Source organism: Variovorax sp. GW821-FHT10C12 (assembly GCF_059415405.1).
In genome coordinates this window covers 539,848-559,436 of the sequence record NZ_JBWKNE010000001.1, presented here as the reverse complement: position 1 = coordinate 559,436, position 19,589 = coordinate 539,848, and the positions used below count along the sequence as shown (strand labels likewise).

Annotated in this window: 17 protein-coding genes and 1 pseudogene; 4 read left to right on the top strand and 14 right to left on the bottom strand. The window is 68.7% G+C overall.

Annotation, left to right across the window (positions count from 1 at the left end; all coding sequences use genetic code 11):
• Positions 1 to 11: 11 nt before the first annotated feature.
• Genes AC07OH_RS02620 through AC07OH_RS02605 form a run of 4 tightly spaced genes read right to left on the bottom strand, consistent with a single transcriptional unit; the run spans position 12 to position 4,041 of the window.
• Positions 12 to 1,247: an ROK family transcriptional regulator gene (locus tag AC07OH_RS02620; protein WP_495299467.1), complete on the bottom strand. Its 1,236-nt coding sequence runs from the start codon at positions 1,245 to 1,247 to the stop codon at positions 12 to 14.
• On the bottom strand, positions 1,240 to 2,037 hold the full coding sequence (locus AC07OH_RS02615) for an ATP-binding cassette domain-containing protein (protein WP_095744828.1): 798 nt from the start codon (positions 2,035 to 2,037) through the stop codon (positions 1,240 to 1,242). The genes AC07OH_RS02620 and AC07OH_RS02615 overlap by 8 nt, the downstream gene beginning before the upstream one ends.
• Positions 2,037 to 2,996, bottom strand: coding sequence for an ABC transporter permease (locus AC07OH_RS02610; RefSeq protein WP_495299466.1), 960 nt, complete (start codon positions 2,994 to 2,996; stop codon positions 2,037 to 2,039). Before AC07OH_RS02610 ends, AC07OH_RS02615 begins: the two co-directional genes overlap by 1 nt.
• Before the next feature lie 31 nt (positions 2,997 to 3,027).
• Complete coding sequence (locus AC07OH_RS02605) at positions 3,028 to 4,041, bottom strand: sugar ABC transporter substrate-binding protein (protein WP_489057266.1); 1,014 nt, start codon at positions 4,039 to 4,041, stop codon at positions 3,028 to 3,030.
• A 462-nt stretch (positions 4,042 to 4,503) separates the two neighbouring features.
• On the opposite strand from AC07OH_RS02605, the gene aspT (AC07OH_RS02600) reads away from it, so the two are divergent.
• The 3 genes from aspT (AC07OH_RS02600) (at position 4,504) to AC07OH_RS02590 (ending at position 9,662) form a co-directional block, all read left to right on the top strand.
• Entirely contained in the window at positions 4,504 to 6,192 is a 1,689-nt protein-coding gene (gene aspT, locus AC07OH_RS02600) for an aspartate-alanine antiporter (protein ID WP_495299465.1), read from the top strand.
• Positions 6,193 to 6,265: 73 nt separating this feature from the next.
• Positions 6,266 to 7,954 carry an aspartate-alanine antiporter gene (aspT, locus tag AC07OH_RS02595; protein ID WP_062475727.1) on the top strand — a complete coding sequence of 563 codons (1,689 nt, stop codon included), beginning with the start codon at positions 6,266 to 6,268 and terminating at the stop codon, positions 7,952 to 7,954.
• A 61-nt stretch (positions 7,955 to 8,015) separates the two neighbouring features.
• Positions 8,016 to 9,662: a bifunctional aspartate transaminase/aspartate 4-decarboxylase gene (locus tag AC07OH_RS02590; protein WP_495299464.1), complete on the top strand. Its 1,647-nt coding sequence runs from the start codon at positions 8,016 to 8,018 to the stop codon at positions 9,660 to 9,662.
• A 33-nt stretch (positions 9,663 to 9,695) separates the two neighbouring features.
• On the opposite strand, the gene AC07OH_RS02585 is transcribed toward AC07OH_RS02590, so the two are convergent.
• The 10 genes and pseudogenes from AC07OH_RS02585 to AC07OH_RS02540 all read right to left on the bottom strand — a co-directional run.
• Positions 9,696 to 11,858 (bottom strand): LamG-like jellyroll fold domain-containing protein, encoded by a 2,163-nt coding sequence (locus AC07OH_RS02585; protein WP_495299463.1) that lies wholly within the window; start codon positions 11,856 to 11,858, stop codon positions 9,696 to 9,698.
• A 104-nt stretch (positions 11,859 to 11,962) separates the two neighbouring features.
• Entirely contained in the window at positions 11,963 to 13,156 is a 1,194-nt protein-coding gene (locus AC07OH_RS02580; protein ID WP_369632301.1) for an MFS transporter, read from the bottom strand.
• Positions 13,156 to 14,268: a chorismate synthase gene (aroC, locus tag AC07OH_RS02575; RefSeq protein WP_493192686.1), complete on the bottom strand. Its 1,113-nt coding sequence runs from the start codon at positions 14,266 to 14,268 to the stop codon at positions 13,156 to 13,158. Before aroC ends, AC07OH_RS02580 begins: the two co-directional genes overlap by 1 nt.
• 33 nt (positions 14,269 to 14,301) lie before the next feature.
• Positions 14,302 to 14,487 carry a hypothetical protein gene (locus AC07OH_RS02570; protein WP_056583411.1) on the bottom strand — a complete coding sequence of 62 codons (186 nt, stop codon included), beginning with the start codon at positions 14,485 to 14,487 and terminating at the stop codon, positions 14,302 to 14,304.
• Positions 14,488 to 14,541: 54 nt separating this feature from the next.
• On the bottom strand, positions 14,542 to 16,134 hold the full coding sequence (locus tag AC07OH_RS02565; RefSeq protein WP_495299462.1) for an MFS transporter: 1,593 nt from the start codon (positions 16,132 to 16,134) through the stop codon (positions 14,542 to 14,544).
• Positions 16,131 to 16,508, bottom strand: a complete 378-nt coding sequence (locus AC07OH_RS02560; protein ID WP_495299461.1) for a YciI family protein — start codon at positions 16,506 to 16,508, stop codon at positions 16,131 to 16,133. The genes AC07OH_RS02565 and AC07OH_RS02560 overlap by 4 nt, the downstream gene beginning before the upstream one ends.
• Entirely contained in the window at positions 16,505 to 16,885 is a 381-nt protein-coding gene (locus AC07OH_RS02555) for a YciI family protein (RefSeq protein WP_495299460.1), read from the bottom strand. Before AC07OH_RS02555 ends, AC07OH_RS02560 begins: the two co-directional genes overlap by 4 nt.
• 72 nt (positions 16,886 to 16,957) lie before the next feature.
• Complete coding sequence (locus tag AC07OH_RS02550; RefSeq protein ID WP_495299459.1) at positions 16,958 to 18,232, bottom strand: RNA polymerase sigma factor; 1,275 nt, start codon at positions 18,230 to 18,232, stop codon at positions 16,958 to 16,960.
• Positions 18,229 to 18,711 (bottom strand): SRPBCC family protein, encoded by a 483-nt coding sequence (locus AC07OH_RS02545; RefSeq protein ID WP_495299458.1) that lies wholly within the window; start codon positions 18,709 to 18,711, stop codon positions 18,229 to 18,231. Before AC07OH_RS02545 ends, AC07OH_RS02550 begins: the two co-directional genes overlap by 4 nt.
• A 149-nt stretch (positions 18,712 to 18,860) precedes the next feature.
• A pseudogene (locus tag AC07OH_RS02540) lies at positions 18,861 to 19,040 on the bottom strand (ArsR/SmtB family transcription factor); the annotation flags it as partial.
• Between the two features lie 106 nt (positions 19,041 to 19,146).
• On the opposite strand from AC07OH_RS02540, the gene AC07OH_RS02535 reads away from it, so the two are divergent.
• Complete coding sequence (locus tag AC07OH_RS02535; protein WP_095744821.1) at positions 19,147 to 19,569, top strand: cupin domain-containing protein; 423 nt, start codon at positions 19,147 to 19,149, stop codon at positions 19,567 to 19,569.
• Positions 19,570 to 19,589 lie beyond the last annotated feature (20 nt).

Genomic DNA, 19,589 nt, shown 5'->3' with positions numbered 1-19,589 from the left:
TCTTGAGCGGCTCACCCCGCCTTCAGAAACACATCGTGGTCCGGCGCGAAGTTGGCGTGCAGCGGCAGCATCGCGCCGCCGAGCGCGCAGGCCTGCGCCCCCGCCCTGCCCCCATGCAGCTGCGGCGCCCACAGGCCTTCCCAGTTGCATTGCGCGAGCGCCGCGCGGGTCTGCACCAGCAGCGCGTCGAGCAGCGCGCGCGACATCGATCCGTCCATCACCACGTCGGCCAGGTCGAGCACCGCGGTGCTGCTGACGATGGCATGCGCCAGCGCGCGTGACGCGCTGCCGAGCCAGGCTTGCGTGGCCGCGGCGAACGGCGCCTCGAGCGCGCGGTCGTCGTAGGCAGCGGTGGCGTCGAGGCCTTCGGCGCGCAGGCGCTGCTCGAGCTCCCACAGCGACGCCTCGGCCACCACCTGCGTCGACAGGCCTTCGGAGGGCTTCTCGGTGCGCATCGGGATCGACGCCAGCGCCCCCGCGTTGCCGTGTGCGCCGGTGTGCAGGTGCGAGTTGATGACCAGCCCGCCGCCCACGAAGGTGTCGACGAAGATGTACAGAAAGCTCTTGAGGTCGTGTCCGCGCCCCGTCACCAGTTCGGCCACGCAGGCCGCCACGGTGTCGCGCGCAAAGCCCACGGGCACGTCGGTGCGCGCGCGCACCTCGGCCAGCAGGTCCATCTGGTTCCATTCGTCCGACTGCGCCTTCGACAGCCCCAGCGTGCGGTGCCAGCCGCCGAGCTGGAACGGTGCCGCCAGACCCGCGCCCACGTTGCGCGCAGCCAGCGGCCCGAGCCCGTCGCGCAGCCGGTGGATGTGCTCGGCGATCACGGGCAGCAACGCCGCGGCGTCGGGGAACTCGTAGCGGATCGCGTGGTGCTCGCGCACCCGCGCCGCGAAGTCGATCAGCAGCCACTCGGCCCCGCGCCGCCCGAGCTTCACGCCGATGGCAAAGGCGCCGTCGGGGTTGAGCGCCAGCGGCACCGAGGGCTGGCCGATGCGCCCGCGCACGCGGCTTTGCTTGACGATGAGGCCGTCGTCCTCGAGCCGCGCGGTGATCAGGCCGATGGTCTGCGCGCTCAGGCCCGTGAGCCGCGCGAGGTCGGCCTTGGGCAGGCTGGTGTGCACGCGCAGCGCCTGCAGCACCACGCGCTCGTTGAACTGGCGCATGCCCACCTGGTTGGAGCCGCGCGGACGCAGCAAGGCCGAGGGGCGTTCAACGATGGCGATGTCGGTGCCGGTATCAGGCATGCGCCTCCGCGGGCAACTGGTCGGCGGTCATGGCGCCGGTCATCACGGCCACGGTGTCGCTCATGCTGATCTTCTTCGGATTGAGCACGGCCGCGCGCCTGCCCAGGCGCGCCACGTGGATGCGGTCGGCCACCTCGAACACATGCGGCATGTTGTGGCTGATGAGCACCACGGGCAGGCCGCGCTCGCGCACGCGGCGGATCAGCTCGAGCACCATGTTGCCCTCCTTCACGCCGAGCGCGGCGGTGGGCTCGTCCATGATGACCACGTGCCGCGCGAAGGCCGCGCTGCGCGCCACCGCCACGCACTGGCGCTGGCCGCCCGAGAGGGTTTCGACCGCCTGCGTCATCGACTGGATGCCGACCTTCAGGTCGGCCATGCGCGCCGTGCTTTCGAGCAGCATCTTCTTCTTGTCGAGCATGCGCAGCACATTGCCCAGGAAGCCGGGGCGGCGCAGCTCGCGGCCCAGGAAGAGGTTCTCGTAGATGGTCATCGCGGGCGCGACGGCGAGGTCCTGGTAAACCGTCTCGATGCCGGCGCGGCGCGCGTCCAGCGGGTTGCGGAAATGCACCGGCGCGCCGTCGAGCAGGATCTGGCCTTCGTCGGGCACGATGGCGCCCGACAGCGCCTTGATGAGCGACGACTTGCCCGCGCCGTTGTCTCCGATCACCGCGAGGATCTCGCCTTCGCGCAGCTCGAAGTCGACGCCGTCGAGCGCGGTGACCTGGCCGTAGCGCTTCACCAGGCCCTTGGCCTGCATCACGATCTTGGGGTTGGCCACGGTGTTCATCAGCGGGCTCCCTTGCGCGAGAGTTGATCGGCCGCCACCGCCAGGATCACGAGCACGCCCGTCACCAGCACCTGGTAGATCGACGACACGCCCATCAGCGTGAGCCCGTTGCGGAACACGCCCACGATCAGCACGCCGATGAGCGAACCCAGCACGATGCCGCGCCCGCCGAAGAGGCTGGTGCCGCCGAGCACCACGGCCGTGATGGCGTCCAGGTTTTCGGTCTGGCCCGCGTTCGGGTCGCCCACGCCGGTGCGCGCCACCGACAGCAGCGAGGCGATGCCGTAGAACACGCCCGCCGCCACGTACACCGCGAGCAGCACGCGCTGCGTGGGAATGCCCACCAGCCGCGTGGCCTCGGCGTTGTTGCCGATCGCGTAGACATGCCGGCCGGCCGCCGTCTCGCGCAGCACGAACCACGCGAGCGCATAGAGCGCCAGCATGAGCACCGAGCCCCACGCCACCTCGGCGCTGCCGATGGTGAAGGTGGTGCCCAGGCCCGTGAGGCCGGCGGGCAGGTCGGTGATCGTTTGCGACGACGAATACAGCTGCGTGATCGCGAACGCGATGTTCAGCGTGCCCAGCGTCACGATGAACGGCGGCAGCTTGATGCGCGTGACCAGCAGGCCGTTGAGCAGGCCGAACAGCGTCGTCACGCCGATGCCGCACAGGATGGCCACCGGCACCGGCATGCCGAGTTCGGTGGCGAACTTCGTCATGATGATCCCGCCCAGCGCCATCACCATGCCGCACGACAGGTCGATGCCGGCCGTGAGGATGATCAGCGTCTGGCCGATGGCGATCACGCCCACCACCATCACCTGCTGCAGGATCAGCGACAGGTTGCCGCCCGTGAGAAAGCGGTCGGACTGCGTCGCAAAGAAGATGCATGCGCCGAGCAGGGCCAGCCACGGCCCGAGGGCGCCCCACGGAATGCGGTGCGTCGGAGATGTCGCCATCGATGTGTTTTCCTTGTTGCCCGGGGGCCGTTTACTTCTTGCCCCAGCACAGCTCGGTGCCGGTCTTGGTGTCCTTGCTGTCGACGCCGGCCACGCTCTTGCCGGCGATGAGCGTCACGCCGGTGTCGACGTAGCCCGAAGCCTTCTTGCCGGTCTTGGCGAACTCGACGCCCGCGGCCACGCCCATGGCGGCCATCTTCAGCGGGTACTGCTGCGAGGTCGCGGCGATGATGCCGGCGGCCGTGTCCTTGATGCCCTGGCAGCCGCCGTCGACCGAGACGATCATCACGCCCTTCTCCTTGCCCGCGCGCTTGAGCGCGTTGTAGGCACCGGCCGCGGCGGGCTCGTTGATGGTGTAGACCAGGTTCACGTCGGGCGCCTTCTGCAGGCAGTTCTCCATCACGGTCTGCGCCTTGGCCTGGTCGCCGAAGCTGTCGGCCATGCAGACGATCTCGGGCGACTTCGACAGCTCGTTCGACTTGGCGTCGTTGGCCGGCAGCCCGAAGCCCTTCATGAAGCCGTTGTGGCGCTGCGCGCCCACGGGGTGGCCCGGCAGCAGGTCGAGCGCGACGATCTTGGGCGTCTTGCCGGCCATCGCGGCCTTGGCGTACTCGCCGATGAGCACGCCGGCCGTGTAGTTGTTGGTGGCGAAGAGCGCGTCGGTGGCGTCCGGCGGATCGGCCGGGCTGTCGAGTGCGATCACCTGCACGCCCTTGTCGCGCGCCTTCTTGATGGCCGGCACGATGGCCTTGGCGTCGCTGGGCGTGATGAGGATGGTCTTGGCGCCGGCGGCGATCATGTTTTCCATCGCCGTGATCTGGCCCGCGTTGTCGCCGTCGGCCTTGCCCGCGCCGGACAGCAGCTTGGCACCGAGCTTCTTGGCCTCTTCCTGCGCGCCCTCTTTCATCTTCACGAAGAAGGGGTTGGTCTCGGTCTTGGTGACCAGGCCGATGACCGGCGGGTCGGCGGCCAGGGCCGTGGACGTGGCCGATGCGGCCAGGGCCAGGACGGCCAGGGCGGGAACGAAGCGCGGGCGGGTGAACATGAGGTTGTCTCCTTCAGGGGGCGGGCGCACAGCGCCTGCCGTGCTTGCTTTGGAACCGGATCACCGCCCGCAAACAAGCGGGAAGGCATCCGGACGCGAGGGGGACTATCGAGCAGTCGACCGACTAAATCAAGTCACTTTAGTTATCGAAAACCCGAGGGCGTTGCCGTCGGGTTCCGGTCGGTCCATTCCGTCGCGACGGGCAGTTTGTAATTCAAATGGTCTCGTTTCAATTGCCGCGACAGCTATTCTTTTCAAAATTTGACAATTGTCATGGGTGTTGATTTATCGTCAGACCTAATAGGAAAAATCATCAATTCGTGAGTGAAAAACAAAGTTCGCGCGCCGCCCCGGTGCCCGGACGGCGTTGATGCCAATGGATGCAGTGCTCTGGTTTTTTCGTTCCGAACCGCCGGCCGGCTTGAATAAGTTGAATAAATAAACCCGGAGGAATTGCGGCAGATGGTCAGTCAGCTCGTGGAAATACTCAGAAACAGTCCGGAAATCGCATTGTTTCTGGTGCTGTGCATCGGCTACGCGGTGGGCCAGATCCGTTTCGGCCCGATCCAGCTCGGCGGCATCTGCGGCACGCTGATTGCCGCGCTGGTGGTCGGCCAACTGGGCATCCGGCTCGACGACAGCGTGAAGAACGTGTTCTTCATGCTCTTCATCTTTGCGCTCGGCTACGCGGGCGGCCCGCAGTTCTTTGCCAACCTCGACGCCAAGGGCCTGCGGCTGGGCCTGCTGTGCCTGGTCGAGGTGGTGGTGGTGCTCGCGCTGGTGCTCTGCGCCACGGTGCTGCTGTCGCTCGACCGCGGCACGGCCGCCGGGCTGATGGCGGGCGCGGCCACCGAATCGGCGGTGGTGGGCACGGCGACCGACGCGATCTCGAAGCTGTCGCTCCCCGCCGCCGAGATCGCGCAACTGCAGGCCAACGTGGTCACGGCCTACTCCATCACCTACGTCTTCGGGCTGATCGCCATCGTGGTGGTCACGAGCCAGGTGTTTCCGCTGCTGCTGCGCGTGAACCTGCGCGCCGAAGCCGACAAGCTCTGGAAGACCATGGGCGGCGGCGCCGACGACCCGGACGCCGCCAGCGCCACGCCCGAGATGGTCGGACGCGTGTTCCGCGTCACCGTGGGCCGCGGCCGCTCGGTCGGCGAGCTGACGTCGATCCTCGGGCGGCAGGCCAGCATCGAGCGCGTGGTGCGCGACGGCCAGAGCCTCGCGGTCGAGCCCGGGCTGCACCTGCGCGTGGGCGACCAGGTGCTGGCCATCGGCCGGCGCAGCGCGCTCGTCAACGTGGGCGAGCTGCTGGGCCGCGAGTTCGCCGACACCACCGCCTTCGACACCGTGGTCGAGACCACCGAGGTCGTCGCCAACCGCCGCGAATGGTTCGGCCGCGGGCTGCGCGCACTCGAAGCCGTGCTGCCCTCCGCCGTGCAGGTGGTGGGCGTGGCGCGCGACGGCCATGCCATGCCGCTCGTGAACGACCTCACACTGCAGCGCGGCGACGTGCTCAAGCTCTACGGCCCCGCGCCCGAGGTGGCGAGCGCCATCGCGCAGGTCGGCGACCGCGTGATCGCCTCCACGCGCAGCAACATCAGCTTCGCCGCCGCGGGCATCCTGCTGGGCGTGTTCATCGGCAGTTTCAGCGCCAAGCTCGGCGGCATTCCGTTTTCGCTCGGCACCGGCGGCGGTGCGCTGCTCACCGGGCTGGCCTTCGGCTGGTACCAGTCCAAGCACCCGCACCGCCTGAGCGTGCCGGCCGACGCGCTGGCGCTCATGAAGGACCTGGGCCTGGCCACCTTCATCGCCTGCGTGGGCCTGGCCTCGGGGCCGCAGGCGCTGGCGCTGGTCCAGAAGTTCGGCGTTGCGCTGCCGCTGGTGGGCATCGCCGTCGCGGTGGTGCCGGCCAGCATCTCGCTGTTCGTCGGCCACCGCCTGCTCAAGCTCGAGGCGCCGGTGCTGCTGGGCGCCATCGCCGGCCAGCAGTGCAGCACGCCCGCGCTCAGCGCGGTGCAGAACGCCGCGGGCAACGCCACGCCGCTGCTGGGCTACACGATCACCTACGCCATCTCGAACGTCGTGCTGCCGCTGATGGGGCCGCTGATCGTGGCCCTGGCCGGCCTGGTGCAGCACGCGAAATAAGACAACGACCCGAGACGCTCCACGCCCTTCTCTTCTCTCTTCTTCTCATTGATGCACTGAAAGGACTTCCCCTATGGAATGGCTGCATGAACTCTTCAAGAAGTCGCCCGAAATGGCGCTCTTTCTCTCGCTGGCGGTCGGCTACTGGATCGGCAAGATCAAGTTCGGCAAGTTCCAGCTCGGCGGCGTCGCCGGCTCGCTGCTGGTGGCAGTGATCGTGAGCCAGGTCGGCGTGCAGATCGACGGCGGCGTGAAGGCCGTGCTGTTCGCGCTGTTCATCTACGCCGTGGGCTTCGAGAGCGGGCCGCAGTTCTTCAGCTCGCTCGGCAAGCAGTCGATCAAGGAAATCATCCTGGCCGCCGTGATGGCGGCCACGGGCCTGGCGACCGTGGTGGTCATGGCCAAGCTGTTCGGGCTCGACAAGGGCCTGGCGGCGGGCGTGGCGGCCGGTGGCCTCACGCAGAGCGCCATCATCGGCACCGCGGGCGACGCCATCGGCAAGCTCGGCCTCGCCGCGGCCGAGACGGCGCGGCTGCAGGGCAACGTGGCCATCGGCTATGCCGTGACCTACGTGTTCGGCTCGTTCGGCGCGATCATCGTGTGCGTCAACATCCTGCCCAAGCTCATGGGCCGCAGCATCCGCGACGACGCGATCGCGGCCGAAACCGCGATGCAGGCCGGCGTGAAGGTGCTCGGCCCCGACCAGGAAGAAGCCGCGCCCTCGCTGGTCGGGCGCATCTACCAGCTCACGAGCGACCCGCAGCGCACGGTGGCCGACATCGAGAACGCCAACCCGGCCACCACCATCACCATCGAGCGCGTGAAGCGCGACGGCAAGTTCGTCGAGGTCAGCCCCACGCTCGTGCTGCGCCAGGGCGACTACGTGCTCACCGTGGGCCGGCGCGATGCCGTGGTGGCGAGCGCGCCGCTGCTGGGCAAGGAGGTCGACGCGGTCGACGGCATGGAGCTGACGCTGAACAAGCGCGAGATCGTGCTCACCAACAAGGACTTCGGCGGCAAGACCGTCGACCAGATCCGCCAGGCCACCGCCGGCGGCGTGCGCCACGGCATCTTCGTGGTGCAGCTCAGCCGCATGGGCCAGGTGCTGCCGATGAAGCCCGACACCGTGGTGCAGGTCGGCGACCTGGTGTCGATCTTCGGCGCCGAGCAGGACGTGAAGCGCGTCGCCTCCCTCGTCGGCGACGTGATCGTGCCCAGCGCCAAGACCGACTTCGTGTACCTGGGCGCGGGCCTGGTGGTGGGCCTCTTGGTCGGCCTGCTGAGCGTGAAGATCGGCGCCATCCCGCTGACGCTCGGCGCCGGCGGCGGCGCGCTGCTGTCGGGCCTGCTGTTCGGCTGGTACCGCGCGAAGAAGCAGACCTTCGGCGCGCTGCCGCCCAGCGCGGTGCAGCTGCTGAAAGACCTGGGCCTGGCGGGCTTCGTGGTCGTGGTCGGCCTGACCTCGGGCCTGCAGGCCGTGCAGACCATCAAGGAGCTGGGCCTGACCATCTTCGGCGTCGGCGTGGTCGTCACGCTCGTGCCGATGATCCTCACGATGCTGTTCGGGCGCTACGTGCTGCGCTACGACAACACGGCCGTCTTCGCGGGCGCGCTGAGCGGCTCGCGCAGCGCCAACCCGGCCTTCGGCGAAGTGCTGGGCAAGGCCGAGAACGCCATTCCCACCGTGCCCTTCGCCATCACCTATGCGCTGGCCAACGTGTTCCTCACGCTGCTGGGGCCGCTGATCGTGGCGCTGGTCTGAGCACCACGCCTTCCCTTTTCTTTCTTCTTTCTTTTTTCTTTTTTCAACCAAGGAGTACTCCATGGATTTCGGCGACGTGAAAAAGCTGGGCGGCCTGAGCCCGTTCGAACTGAAGGATGCGCTGATCCAGGTCGCACGACAGAGTGACCGCCTCATGCTCAACGCCGGCCGCGGCAACCCGAACTTCCTGGCCACCACACCGCGCCACGGCTTCTTCCAGTTCGGCCTCTTTGCCATGACCGAGGCCGAGCGCTCGTACATCTACATGGCGGATGTGGGCGGCTTTCCGCAGCGCGAGGGCATCGAGGCACGCTTCGAGCTCTTCGCCAAGTCGCACGAGGGCGAGCCCGGCGTGCGCTTCATCGAGGCCGCCGTGTCCTACGTGCGCGACCAGCTGGGCCTGTCGGCCGGCGACTTCATCTACGAGATGTGCGAGGCCATCCTGGGTTGCAACTACCCGGTGCCCGACCGCATGCTGCGCCTGACCGAGATCGTCGTGGGCCAGTACATCCACAAGGAAATGATCGGCACCCACCCCTTCGTGGGCAAGTTCGACATGTACGCGGTGGAAGGCGGCACCGCCGCCATGACCTACCTGTTCAACAGCCTGCGCGAGAACCACCTGCTGTCGCCCGGCGACACCATCGCGCTGGGCATGCCGATCTTCACGCCCTACATCGAAATCCCGCACCTGAACGACTACCAGCTCATCGAGGCGCTGATCGACGCGCCGCCGGAGAACAACTGGCAGTTCACCAAGAAGGAGCTGCAGAAGCTGCTCGACCCGAAGGTCAAGGCCTTCTTCCTGTGCAACCCGAGCAACCCGCCCTCGGTGAAGATCAGCGACGAGGTGCTGGGCTACATCGCCGACATCGTGAAGCAGCGGCCCGACCTCATCATCCTCACGGACGACGTGTACGGCACCTTCGCCGACAACTTCCTGTCGCTGTTCGCGATCTGCCCGCAGAACACCATCCTGGTGTACTCGTTCTCGAAGTACTTCGGCGCCACCGGCTGGCGCATGGGCGTGGTCGCCACGCACGAGGACAACATCCTCGACCGCAAGATCGCCGCCCTGCCCGAGGCCAAGCGCAAGGAGCTCGACGCGCGCTACAGCTCCATCACCACCGAGCCGCGCAAGCTGAAGTTCATCGACCGCCTCGTGGCCGACAGCCGCACCGTGGCGCTCAACCACACGGCCGGCCTCTCCACGCCCGTGCAGGCGCAGATGGTGATGTTCTCGCTGTTCTGCCTCATGGACGAGGGCGAGACCTACAAGAAGTCGATGAAGCACATCGTCTCGCGCCGCAAGGAGGCGCTGTACCGCGAGCTCGGCCTGCCCCTGCCGCCTGACCCGAACTCGGTGAGCTACTACCACCTGCTCGACCTGCAGGACATCGCCACGCAGATGCACGGCGAGCGCTTCGGCAAATGGATTCTCACCAAGCTGCAGCCGAACGAGGCGCTGTTCCGCATCGCCGCCGAGACCAGCATCGTGCTGCTGCCCGGCCGCGGCTTCGGTGGCAAGCACCCGTCGGGGCGCGTGTCGCTGGCCAACCTCAACGAGTACGACTACGCGAACATCGGGCGCTCGCTGCGCAAGATGGCTTCGGAGTACTTTGCGGTGTTCGAGAAGGAGACCGGCGGGAGCAGCAAGAGTGCCGCCCCCGCCAAGGGCAAGCCGGCGAAGGCCGGGAAGAAGAAGTAGCCCTTCTCCCCGGCTACCGGCCCCGCAGGGCGCTCAGCCTGCCCTGCGCGCCGTCAGCCACTGCGACGGCGCCAGGGCCGCCGCCACCACGCGCACTTCGCCGATGTTGCCGAAGAAGCCGTCGGAGCGCTCGTTGTTCCACGAGCCGCCGCCCACCACCCATTGCGCGGAGGCCGAGAGCGAGGCCAGGCCCTGCGCCGCCGCGGTGTTGCGCAACACCGGCGCGCCTTCGACGTACATCGTGGTGTCGTGCGACACCGGGTCGTTGACGATCGCGATGTGCACCCAGCGGTCGGCAATGACCTCGCCCGACCAGTTGGTCTTTGCATAAGGGGTTCCTGCCGGGCTCGGCACGACCTCCCATTGCACTTCGCGCAGGCTCGAGATGGCGAACAGCATCGGCGGCGCGTCGCCGTCGCCCTGGAAACCGGGCAGGTCCCCGCTGCGACCGTCGCGCGTCATGATGTTCATCCACGCGTGGTCCTTGCTGGTCCAGGCCTTGTCGATCTTGACGAAGGCTTCGACCGTGTAGCCCTGGTCCAGCGTGTGCGCGTTGATGGGCGCTGCCGGATCGGTGAGGAAGTAACTCATCCGCGGCGGTGCGTTCTTGTTGGTGTTTCGGAAACGCACCGAGCCCGGCGCGGCCGAGAGGCGGTGGCGGTCGTCGGTCCAGATGATGTCGCCGTCGGCGGCATTGCGGATGACGCTCTGGTTCAGCGCATCGCGACGCAGCGGGTTCGCACCCGTCACGTCGGCGATCACGGTGCCCGGCAGCACCGGCTGGTTCACCGTGCCGCCGACGAAGCGCCAGTGCGCCAGCGTGTTCGCGACCTTGGGGTAGTCCTGCGCATCGGCGGCGGGCCGCTGCACGGTGGCCTCGGGGTCCTTGTAGTTGGCCAGGATCAGCGCCCTCGCCTGCTCGACCAGCGACTGCTCGACCGTGGCCTCGCCCGCGGCAAAGCCCTTGTTGAAGCCCGCGAAGCGCTGCGCGAAATCCATCTCGATGGTGAAAGCCTCGTTGGGCGTGGTGAGCACGGCCTGGTCGAAGGCGTTCAGCGTGGCAGCGGGCTTTTGCGGCACCCAGGGCGAGAACGACAGCACCTTGATCTGCTTGTTCGTCAGGTCGAACTCGTACAGGCGCATCAGGCCGTTGCCGCCCTGGTAGGCCATCTGGTAGTCGACCACCATCTCCTCGACCTTGTGGCCGAAGTCGTTGGTCTTCGTAAGGTGCGCGGCGCCGTGGTGGTGGCCGTTGAGCGTCATGAAGATCTGGTCGTTGTCGCGGATCAGCTTCTCCCACAGCATCTTGCCGTAGTCGGTTTCCAGCGGGCTGGTACCGTCGGGCGCGATGTTGAGCAGCTGGTGGTTGACCAGGATCACGGGCAGCGTCGGGTTCTTCGCGATCACCTGCCGCGCCCACGCGATGCCCGCGTCGGACACGCGCCACGACAGCGACAGCACCATGAACTTCTGGCCCTGCGCCTCGAACACGTGGTACTCGTGGAAGCCGCTGGTGTCGCGCGCGCCGAAGGTGGCCTGCTTCTTCGCGCGCTCGGTGCCGAACCACTTCAGGTAGGGCTCGGCGGCCAGGTTGCGTGCGGCGTCGGTGCCGTTGACGGGGTCGACGCCGTAGTCGACGTCGTTCAGCACGTCATGGTTGCCGGCCAGCACGCTGTAGGGCAGCTTCGCGTCCTCGAGCACCTTCATGGCGGCATCGGCCACCTTCCACTGGTCGGGCTTGCCGACCTGGTCGACCACGTCGCCGAGGTGGATGGTGAAAGGAATGTGCAGCGCCTTGGCGTTGGCGGCGATCCACTTCGTCTGCGCCGCGAAGGGCGCGCTGCCGAAGCGCTTGTCGTACTGGTCGCTCTCGGCGGCGGTGGCGTAGCGCGCGTAGAACTGGGTGTCGGGCATCACGGCCAGCGCGAAGCTCGAACGCTTGCTCACGACAGGTTCTGGCGCGGGCGGGTTGGGCGCCGGTGCGGGGGCGGGCAGCGGGCCGAAGCCGGCGCTGCCGCCACCACCACCGCCGCAGGCGGCGATGAGGGCGCTGCTGCTGCCCACGGTGAGCAGGGAGGCGCCGAGCTTGAGCATCTGCCGGCGTTGCGGGACGCGTTCGGTGTCGGGAGCGGAGGGGGAAGGGAAAGAAGAAAGCGCAAGCGCGCGTGCGCCGCGCGGATCGACGGAATCGGACATGACAAGAGAAAACGTTGGGAAGCACCCAGCGTAGGTCGCGGCCATGACTCGGTCATGTACGGCCCATGACACTTCCCCCCGAAGCGCCCTCCCCTGAACCCGGCTCAGGCCTTGGCCGCGCGCCCCGACGGCTCGAGCACCACCATCCGCCACGCGCACAGCGTCCCCGCCACCGCCAGCAACGCCGCCAGCGCGAACATCGTGCGATAGCCCAGCTCCTGCGCCACCGCCCCGCCGAGCAGCACGCCCAGCACACCGCCGAAGCCGTAGCCGATCACCGTGAACAGCGCCTGCCCGCGTCCGCGCAGGTGGCCGGGGAAGCGGCGCGACACCACGGCGATGCAGGCCGTGTGGTGCGCCGCGAAGCTCAGCGCATGCAGCCACTGCGCGATGACCAGCGCCGCGACAAAGCCGCCCAGCCCGGCCGTGAGGCCGAGCCGCGCCACGCCGGCGATGCCGCACACCAGCATCCAGCGCGGCATCGGCAGCAGGCCGATGAGCCGGCCCTGCAGGAAGAACCAGACGATCTCGGCCACCACCGACAGCGCCCACAAGAGGCCGATGGTGCTCTTGCCGTAGCCGATCGAGTCGAGGTACAGCGAGAAGAACGCGTACACCGAGAAGTGCGACATCACCTGGAAGAACAGCGAGGCGAAGAACCAGCGCACGGCGGGAATGCGCAGCACGGGGCCGATGGGTTCCTTCACGGCGTCGTGCGCGGCCGGCGGCTCGCGCAGGTCGGGCAGCTTCATGGTCGCGAGCAGCACCACGGCCAGCGTGCCGGCGGCCCAGTACGGAAAGTGCTTCATGCCGAAGCGCTCGAACCACTCGCCCGCGACGAACACGGTGACCAAAAAGCCGGCCGAGCCGCACAGGCGGATGCGCCCGTAGCGCCCCCAGTCGCCCGCGACGATCTGCGCCATGGCCGCTTCGGTGAGCGACATCATCGAGCTGGTGTGCGTGAACATCACGAGCAGCACCAGCGCGAGCCACCAGGCACCGCCGTGCCACCACAGGCCGAAGGAGCTGGCCAGCGCCACCGCGGCGCTGAAGCGCAGCAGCTTCACGCGCTGGCCGGTGTGGTCGCTGAGCGCGCCCCAGGCATAGGGCGCGAAGACGCGCGTGATCGATTGCACCGAGGCCAACAGGCTGATCGTGAAGATCGGCAGGCCCAGGTCCTTGAGCCACAGCGGCAGGTAGGGATTGAAGAAACCGATGTGCGCGAAGTAGCTGGCCGACAGGCCAGCGAATGCCAACAGGTGGCCGCGCCCGGCGGCCACAGGTGGCGGCGTCGACACTACAGAAAGGACGACTGCGGCGACGCAGCTTCGCTCTTCTCAGCGGGTGGGTTCACGTCGCCGCACTGCGCGCGGTTGCGCAGCACGTGTTCCATCACCACCAGCGCGAGCATGGCTTCGGCGATGGGCGTGGCGCGGATGCCCACGCAGGGGTCGTGGCGGCCCTTGGTGATGACTTCGACGGGGTTGTTGTTCACGTCGATTGACTGGCGCGGGCTGATGATCGAGCTGGTGGGCTTGATCGCGATGCTCACCTCGAGGTCCTGCCCCGAGCTGATGCCGCCCAGGATGCCGCCCGCGTTGTTGCTGAGGAAGCCGGTCGGCGTGATCGAGTCGCCGTGCGTAGTGCCGCGCTGCGTGACGCTGTCGAAGCCGGCGCCGATTTCCACGGCCTTCACGGCGTTGATGCCCATCATGGCGTAGGCGATCTCGGCGTCGAGCTTGTCAAAGAGCGGCTCGCCCAGGCCCACGGGCACGTTGGTGGCGGTGACGCGGATGCGCGCGCCGCACGAGTCGCCGGCCTTGCGCAGGCGGTCCATGTAGTCTTCCAGCGCGCTCACATCGGCGATGGGGGCGAAGAAGGGGTTGTTCGGGACGTGGTCCCAGCTCTCGAAGGGAATGGCGATCTCGCCGATCTGCGTCATGCAGCCGCGAAACACCATCCCGTATTTTTCGGCCAGCCACTTCTTGGCGACCGCGCCGGCCGCGACCATGGGCGCCGTGAGCCGTGCCGAGGAGCGCCCGCCGCCGCGCGGATCGCGGATGCCGTATTTCTTCCAGTAGGTGAAGTCGGCGTGGCCGGGACGGAACTGCTGGGCGATCTGCCCGTAGTCCTTGCTGCGCTGGTCGGTGTTCTGGATCAGCAGCGCAATGGGCGTGCCAGTGGTCTTGCCCTCGTACACGCCGGACAGGATCTGCACCGCGTCGGGCTCGTTGCGCTGGGTGACGTGGCGGCTGGTGCCAGGGCGCCGGCGGTCGAGGTCGCCCTGGATGTCGGCCTCGCTCAGGGCCATGCCCGGGGGACAGCCGTCGATCACGCAGCCGATGGCCGGGCCGTGCGACTCGCCGAAATTGGTGACCGCGAAGAGAGTTCCGAAGGTGTTGCCGCTCATGGCGGGGATTATCCCCACAAAGCAGCAGCCGACTCAGTCGGTGGTGTTTTCCATGCGCTTGGCGAGCACGCCGAGCTGCAGCTCGATGCTGAACAGCCGCTCGTTCAGCACCGCCGTCTGCAGCCGGATCGCCTCGACGATGGCCTTGGTCTGCGGGTCGGAGGTGCTGTCGGACAGTTCCGCCAGGTCATGCAGCTTCTTGCGCAGTTCGTTGCTCATGGGGCCTCCGTTCGGTCGTGGGGTGCGTCGTGGAAGCCTCAGTATGGAGGCTCGTCAACGCTCCGGCAATGCGGCGCCGCCCGGGGGTACGGCGCCCTCCTGTGCATGCGACACGCCCACGCCGCGCAGCCGCACCGCCACCAGCACGCCGACGAACAGCAGCACCGCGGCACACAGGCCGGCCACCAGCCGCAGGGCGCGCAGCAGCGCCTCGCGCCCGTTGTCGAGCAGCGCGGCGCCGGTGGTACCGGGCAGTTCCCCGGCCAGCGCGACCGCCCCGCCGAGCGTGCTGCGGGCGGCTTCGACCGCCGCCGCACCGGCCAGGCCCGTCAGATCGGCAGGCACGGCATCGGCCATGGCCGCGCGGTAGATCGCCGCACCGACGCTGCCGAGGATGGCGATGCCCAGCGCCCCGCCGAACTCGGAGCTGGTCTCCGAGATGGCCGAGGCCACGCCCGCGCGCTCCGGCGGCGCGCTGCCCACGACCAGGTCGGTCGCCAGCGTGAACACCGGCGCCAGGCCGAGCGAAGAGATTACCGCGCTCGTCACCATCCAGGCCAGCCCGCCCTGCGCGGGCAGCAGCACCAGCATGCCGAAGCCCAGCGCCGCCACGCCCAGCCCGCCGCCCATCACGTAGGCCGGGCACAGGCGCCGCGTGAGCGCGGGCACGATCATCGAGCCGACGATGAAGGCGCCGGCGCCCGGCATGCTCCACAGGCCCGCTTCCAGCGGCGGCAGGCCGAGCACCAGCTGCAGGTACTGGGCGTTGTACAGAAAGAGCCCGAACATCACGAAGCAGGCCAGCATGTAGGCCCCCAGCGAGACGCTGAAGGCCGGCAGCCTGAACAAGCGCAGGTCGATCATCGGATTGGCCAGCCGCCCCTGCCGGCGCGCGAACAGCCAGCCCAGCAGCGCACCGGCCGCGATGGCCAGCAGCGACACCGCGTCGGGCCCGTGCTCGGCCACCTGCTTGATGCCGTAGATGGCCGCCAGCACGGCGCCCAGCGAGAGCGCCACGCTGGCCAGGTCGAGCGCGCCCGCGTCGGGGTCGCGGTACTCGGGCAAGAGCCAGGGCCCGAGCGCCAGCAGCAGCACCATCACCGGCACGCCGATGAGGAACACCGAGCCCCACGGAAAGAACTGCAGCAGCACGCCGCCCAGCACCGGGCCGATGACGGCGCCCGCCGAGTAGCTCGAGATCCACACGCCGATGGCCACGGTGCGCTGCGCCGGGTCGAGGAACATGTTGCGGATCAGCGAGAGTGTGGACGGCGCCAGCGTCGCCCCCGCCACGCCCAGCAGCGCGCGCGTGGCGATCAGCATGTTGGCGCTGGTCGAGAAGGCCGCGAGCACCGAGGCCACGCCGAACGCCACCGCCCCGATCAGCAGCAGCCGGCGCCGCCCGATGCGGTCGCCCAGCGTGCCCATGGTGACCAGCAGGCCGGCCACGAAGAAACCGTAGATGTCGACGATCCACAGCAGCTGCGAGGCGGTGGGCTTGAGGTCTTCGCTGATCGACGGGATCGCCAGGTTCAGCACCGTGAGGTCCATCGAATAGAGCATGCACGGCAGCGCGATGACGGCCAGCCCGGTCCATTCGCGCGCCGTGGCGCGGGCGGGTGCCGCCCGGTCGGGTGCGCCGCTCATGGGCCGCCCCCCCGGTCGCCACCGTCGCCGAGCGACAGGGCCTTGCGCACTTCGATGCTGCTGAAACGCGCCGAGGGAATGCCGGCCGCGAGCTGCAGCGCCTCTTCGTCGCTGTCGGCCTCGACCAGGTAGAAGCCGCCCAGCTGCTCGCTGGTTTCGGCGAAGGGCCCGTCGGTGACCGAGAGCTTGTCGTTGCGCATGCGCACCGTGACCGCCGTGCCGGCCGGCTGCAAGGCCTCGGCCACGACGAGCTTGCCGAGCGCCTGCAGATGGGCGTCGTAGTCGATGTGTTCGTTGATGTAGTGGTCCATGTCCTGCGCCGAGAAGTGGCTCGTCTGCGCGTCGGTTCCGTAGATCAGGCAAAGGTATCTCATGCGGCATTCCCCTTCGGGTTTTCGATCATTTCCATGACCTCGATGGGACGCACCTCGATGGCGCCGTAGCGCGCCATCGGAATGCGGCCCGCCAGCTGGATCGCGGCGTTCAGGTCGCGCGCCTCGACCAGGATGAAGCCGCACAGCTGCTCGCGCGCTTCGGCGTAGGGGCCGTCGACGTGCGAGCGCTGGCCCTGGCGCACCTGCACGACCTTGGCGGCGCGCACCGGGCTCAGCGCCTCGGCGGCGATGAAGTGGCCGGCGGCTTCGAGCACACGGTCGTAGGCCATCGAGTCGGCATTGAGCGCACGGCGCTCGTCGGGCGGCAGCGCGCGAAGCACCGCTTCGTCGCAGTGAACGAGGCAGAGGTATTTCATGCGGAATCTCCTTGCAGATGTGAGTGAGGACACCACTGGTCGAACGGCGACGGCCGGAATCGACAAGGGGCATCAAATATTTTTCGTGTCCGGCAAGGACGCCAGCTGCCGCTCTAGGAACTGCCGCTCGGGCTGCTGGCGCACCAGCGACAGTGCCTGCAGGTAAGCCTCACGCGCGTCGTCGGTGCGGCCCAGGCGCCGGCACAGTTCGGCGCGCGCGCCGTGCGCCAGGTGGTAGCGGGCCAGCTCGCCGCGCGCGAGCAGCGCGTCGATCAGCGCCAGCCCGGCCGCCGGCCCGTCGCGCATCGCCACGGCCGCCGCGCGGTTGAGCTCGGCCACGGGCGAGGGGTCGAGCCGCAGCAGCACGTCGTACAGGCCGACGATCTGCGGCCAGTCGGTGTCGGCGGCCTCGGCCGCTTCGGCATGCACCGCGGCAATGGCGGCCTGCAAGGTGTACGGACCGAAGCGGCGCGACAGCAGCGCACGCTCGACCAGCGCCGCGCCCTCCCCGATCTGCCCGCGGTGCCACAGGCTGCGGTCCTGCGCGTCGAGCAGCACGAGCTCGCCCTGCGCCGAGGTGCGCGCAGCGCGGCGCGCGTCGTGCAGCAGCATCAGCGCGAGCAGGCCCAGCGCCTCGGGGTCGGGCAGCAGTTCAGCCACCAAGCGCCCGAGCCGGATCGCCTCGGCCGAGAGGTCGGCGCGCGTCACGCTCTGGCCCGACGAGGCCGCGTAGCCTTCGTTGAACACGAGGTACACCACGCGCAGCACGGCATCGAGCCGTTCGGGCAGCTCGGTCAGGCCCGGCACCTGGTACGGAATGCCCGCATCGCGGATGCGCGCCTTGGCCCGCACGATGCGCTGCGCGATGGTGGGCGCGGGCACGAGAAAGGCGCGCGCGATCTCCTCGGTCGCCAACCCGCAGACCTCGCGCAGCGTGAGCGCCACCTGGGCGTCGGGCGCGAGCGCGGGGTGGCAGCAGGTGAAGACCAGGCGCAGGCGGTCGTCCTCGAGCGCGTCGGCATCGGGGTCGGCCTCGTGCCAAGCGGGCGCGGGGTCGGCCAGCGTGTCGGTGTGGGCGGTGGCCTCGTCCCATGCGGTGAAGCGCGCCTGCCGGCGGATGCCGTCGATCGACTTGAAGCGCCCCGCCGACACCAGCCATGCGCGCGGGTTGGCCGGCACGCCTTCGCGCGGCCATTGTTCGAGCGCGGCGCGAAAGGCGTCGTGCAGGGCTTCTTCGGCCAGGTCGAAATCGCCCAGCAGACGCACCAGCGTGGCGAAGATGCGGCGCGACTCGCTGCGGTAGATCGCGTCGAGCGTGTCGGCGATCGCCGTCGGTTGTTCGGTCACCCGGTGTCGCCGCCGGCCAGCCAACTTTCGAGCTTGACGAGCGAGCCGGTCCAGCCGTGGTTGTGGCCGTCGCGCGCCGCTTCGTCGAAGAACTGCTGGTGCATGAGCACGAGCTCGCAGCCGCCCGCGTCGGGCTCGAGCTGCACGGTGACGCGCGACTCTCGCTCGGGTGTGCTGCGCCAGGCCCAGCTGAAGACCAACCGGCGCTCGGGCACGACCTCCAGATAGGTGCCGCTCACGTCGTGCGTCTCGCCGTCGGCCGCCAACATGGTCACGCGAAAGCGCCCGCCCACGCGCAGGTCGACCTCGGCCAGCGGCACGTCGACGATTTCCTCGGGGCCGAACCAGTGCTTCAGCGCTTGCGGGTCGGTCCACGCGCGCCAGACTTTGGCGGGGTTGACGCGGAAGTGCCGGCGGAGCGTGAGCGAGGGGCGATCGGTGCCGGGGCCGGCGGTGGGGCCGGGGGAAGGTTTCGCCATTCGGTGTCCTCCTGGTGGTAGAGAAAGCGCGCCAAGGCATCGAGGCGGCCGGTCCAGAACTTCTCGTAGCGCGAGAGCCACACGGCAGCCTCCTGCATCGGGCCCGCCGACAGCTCGCAGCGCACGACGCGGCCCGCCTTCGTGCGCGAGATGAGGCCGGCGCCTTCGAGCACACGCAGGTGCTTCATGAAGCCGGTCAGCGACATGCCGTGCGGTTCGGCGAGCTCGGTCACGCTGAGGCCGCCCTCACCCAGCGCTTCGAGCACGCTGCGGCGGGTCGGGTCGGACAGGGCCGCAAACACGGCGTCCAGGGCATCTGAGTGAACCATGCGGTTGAGTATCTGGAGCGGCCCGTGAGCCGTCAAGCCATGGACCTCGCTCAGGAACGGTTTATGCATGCTGCATCGCAGCATCATCCCCCGCGAAGGAGCGCCCATGCTGGACCGAACCGCCACCCAGTTCTCCCACGTCAAGCCCGGTGACACCGACTACGTCTCGGGCGGGTTGCGAGACTTCTTCCTGTACCGCGACCTCGGCATTGCGGCCGCCACCCACGGCAAGGTGATTGCGCACCTGGTCAAGGCCAACATGGCACCGGAAGCGGGCACCGGCTGGCACCGCCACGAGGCGGACTTCCAGATCGTCATCATGCTCAAGGGCTGGGCGCGCTTCATGTACGAGGACAAGGAAACGCGCGTCGAGGCCGGCGACGTGGTGCACCAGCGCCCCGGCATCCGCCACTTTCTCTTCGACTATTCGCCCGACATGGAGTACCTGGAGATCGTCTCGCCGGCCGACTTCAAGAGCATCGACGTCGAGCCGGTGTGCGAGATTCCGCCGCCCACGCCCTGGCCCTGAAACCCACGGCCGGCGCGGCT

What these genes read in the sequence shown, in the direction of transcription:
- AC07OH_RS02620 (WP_495299467.1), bottom strand. Translation starts at nt 1,247, where the DNA reads ATGCCTGATACCGGCACCGACATCGCCATCGTTGAACGCCCCTCGGCC.
- AC07OH_RS02615 (WP_095744828.1), bottom strand. Translation starts at nt 2,037, where the DNA reads ATGAACACCGTGGCCAACCCCAAGATCGTGATGCAGGCCAAGGGCCTG.
- AC07OH_RS02610 (WP_495299466.1), bottom strand. Translation starts at nt 2,996, where the DNA reads ATGGCGACATCTCCGACGCACCGCATTCCGTGGGGCGCCCTCGGGCCG.
- AC07OH_RS02605 (WP_489057266.1), bottom strand. Translation starts at nt 4,041, where the DNA reads ATGTTCACCCGCCCGCGCTTCGTTCCCGCCCTGGCCGTCCTGGCCCTG.
- aspT (WP_495299465.1), top strand. Translation starts at nt 4,504, where the DNA reads ATGGTCAGTCAGCTCGTGGAAATACTCAGAAACAGTCCGGAAATCGCA.
- aspT (WP_062475727.1), top strand. Translation starts at nt 6,266, where the DNA reads ATGGAATGGCTGCATGAACTCTTCAAGAAGTCGCCCGAAATGGCGCTC.
- AC07OH_RS02590 (WP_495299464.1), top strand. Translation starts at nt 8,016, where the DNA reads ATGGATTTCGGCGACGTGAAAAAGCTGGGCGGCCTGAGCCCGTTCGAA.
- AC07OH_RS02585 (WP_495299463.1), bottom strand. Translation starts at nt 11,858, where the DNA reads ATGTCCGATTCCGTCGATCCGCGCGGCGCACGCGCGCTTGCGCTTTCT.
- aroC (WP_493192686.1), bottom strand. Translation starts at nt 14,268, where the DNA reads ATGAGCGGCAACACCTTCGGAACTCTCTTCGCGGTCACCAATTTCGGC.
- AC07OH_RS02570 (WP_056583411.1), bottom strand. Translation starts at nt 14,487, where the DNA reads ATGAGCAACGAACTGCGCAAGAAGCTGCATGACCTGGCGGAACTGTCC.
- AC07OH_RS02565 (WP_495299462.1), bottom strand. Translation starts at nt 16,134, where the DNA reads ATGAGCGGCGCACCCGACCGGGCGGCACCCGCCCGCGCCACGGCGCGC.
- AC07OH_RS02560 (WP_495299461.1), bottom strand. Translation starts at nt 16,508, where the DNA reads ATGAGATACCTTTGCCTGATCTACGGAACCGACGCGCAGACGAGCCAC.
- AC07OH_RS02555 (WP_495299460.1), bottom strand. Translation starts at nt 16,885, where the DNA reads ATGAAATACCTCTGCCTCGTTCACTGCGACGAAGCGGTGCTTCGCGCG.
- AC07OH_RS02545 (WP_495299458.1), bottom strand. Translation starts at nt 18,711, where the DNA reads ATGGCGAAACCTTCCCCCGGCCCCACCGCCGGCCCCGGCACCGATCGC.
- AC07OH_RS02535 (WP_095744821.1), top strand. Translation starts at nt 19,147, where the DNA reads ATGCTGGACCGAACCGCCACCCAGTTCTCCCACGTCAAGCCCGGTGAC.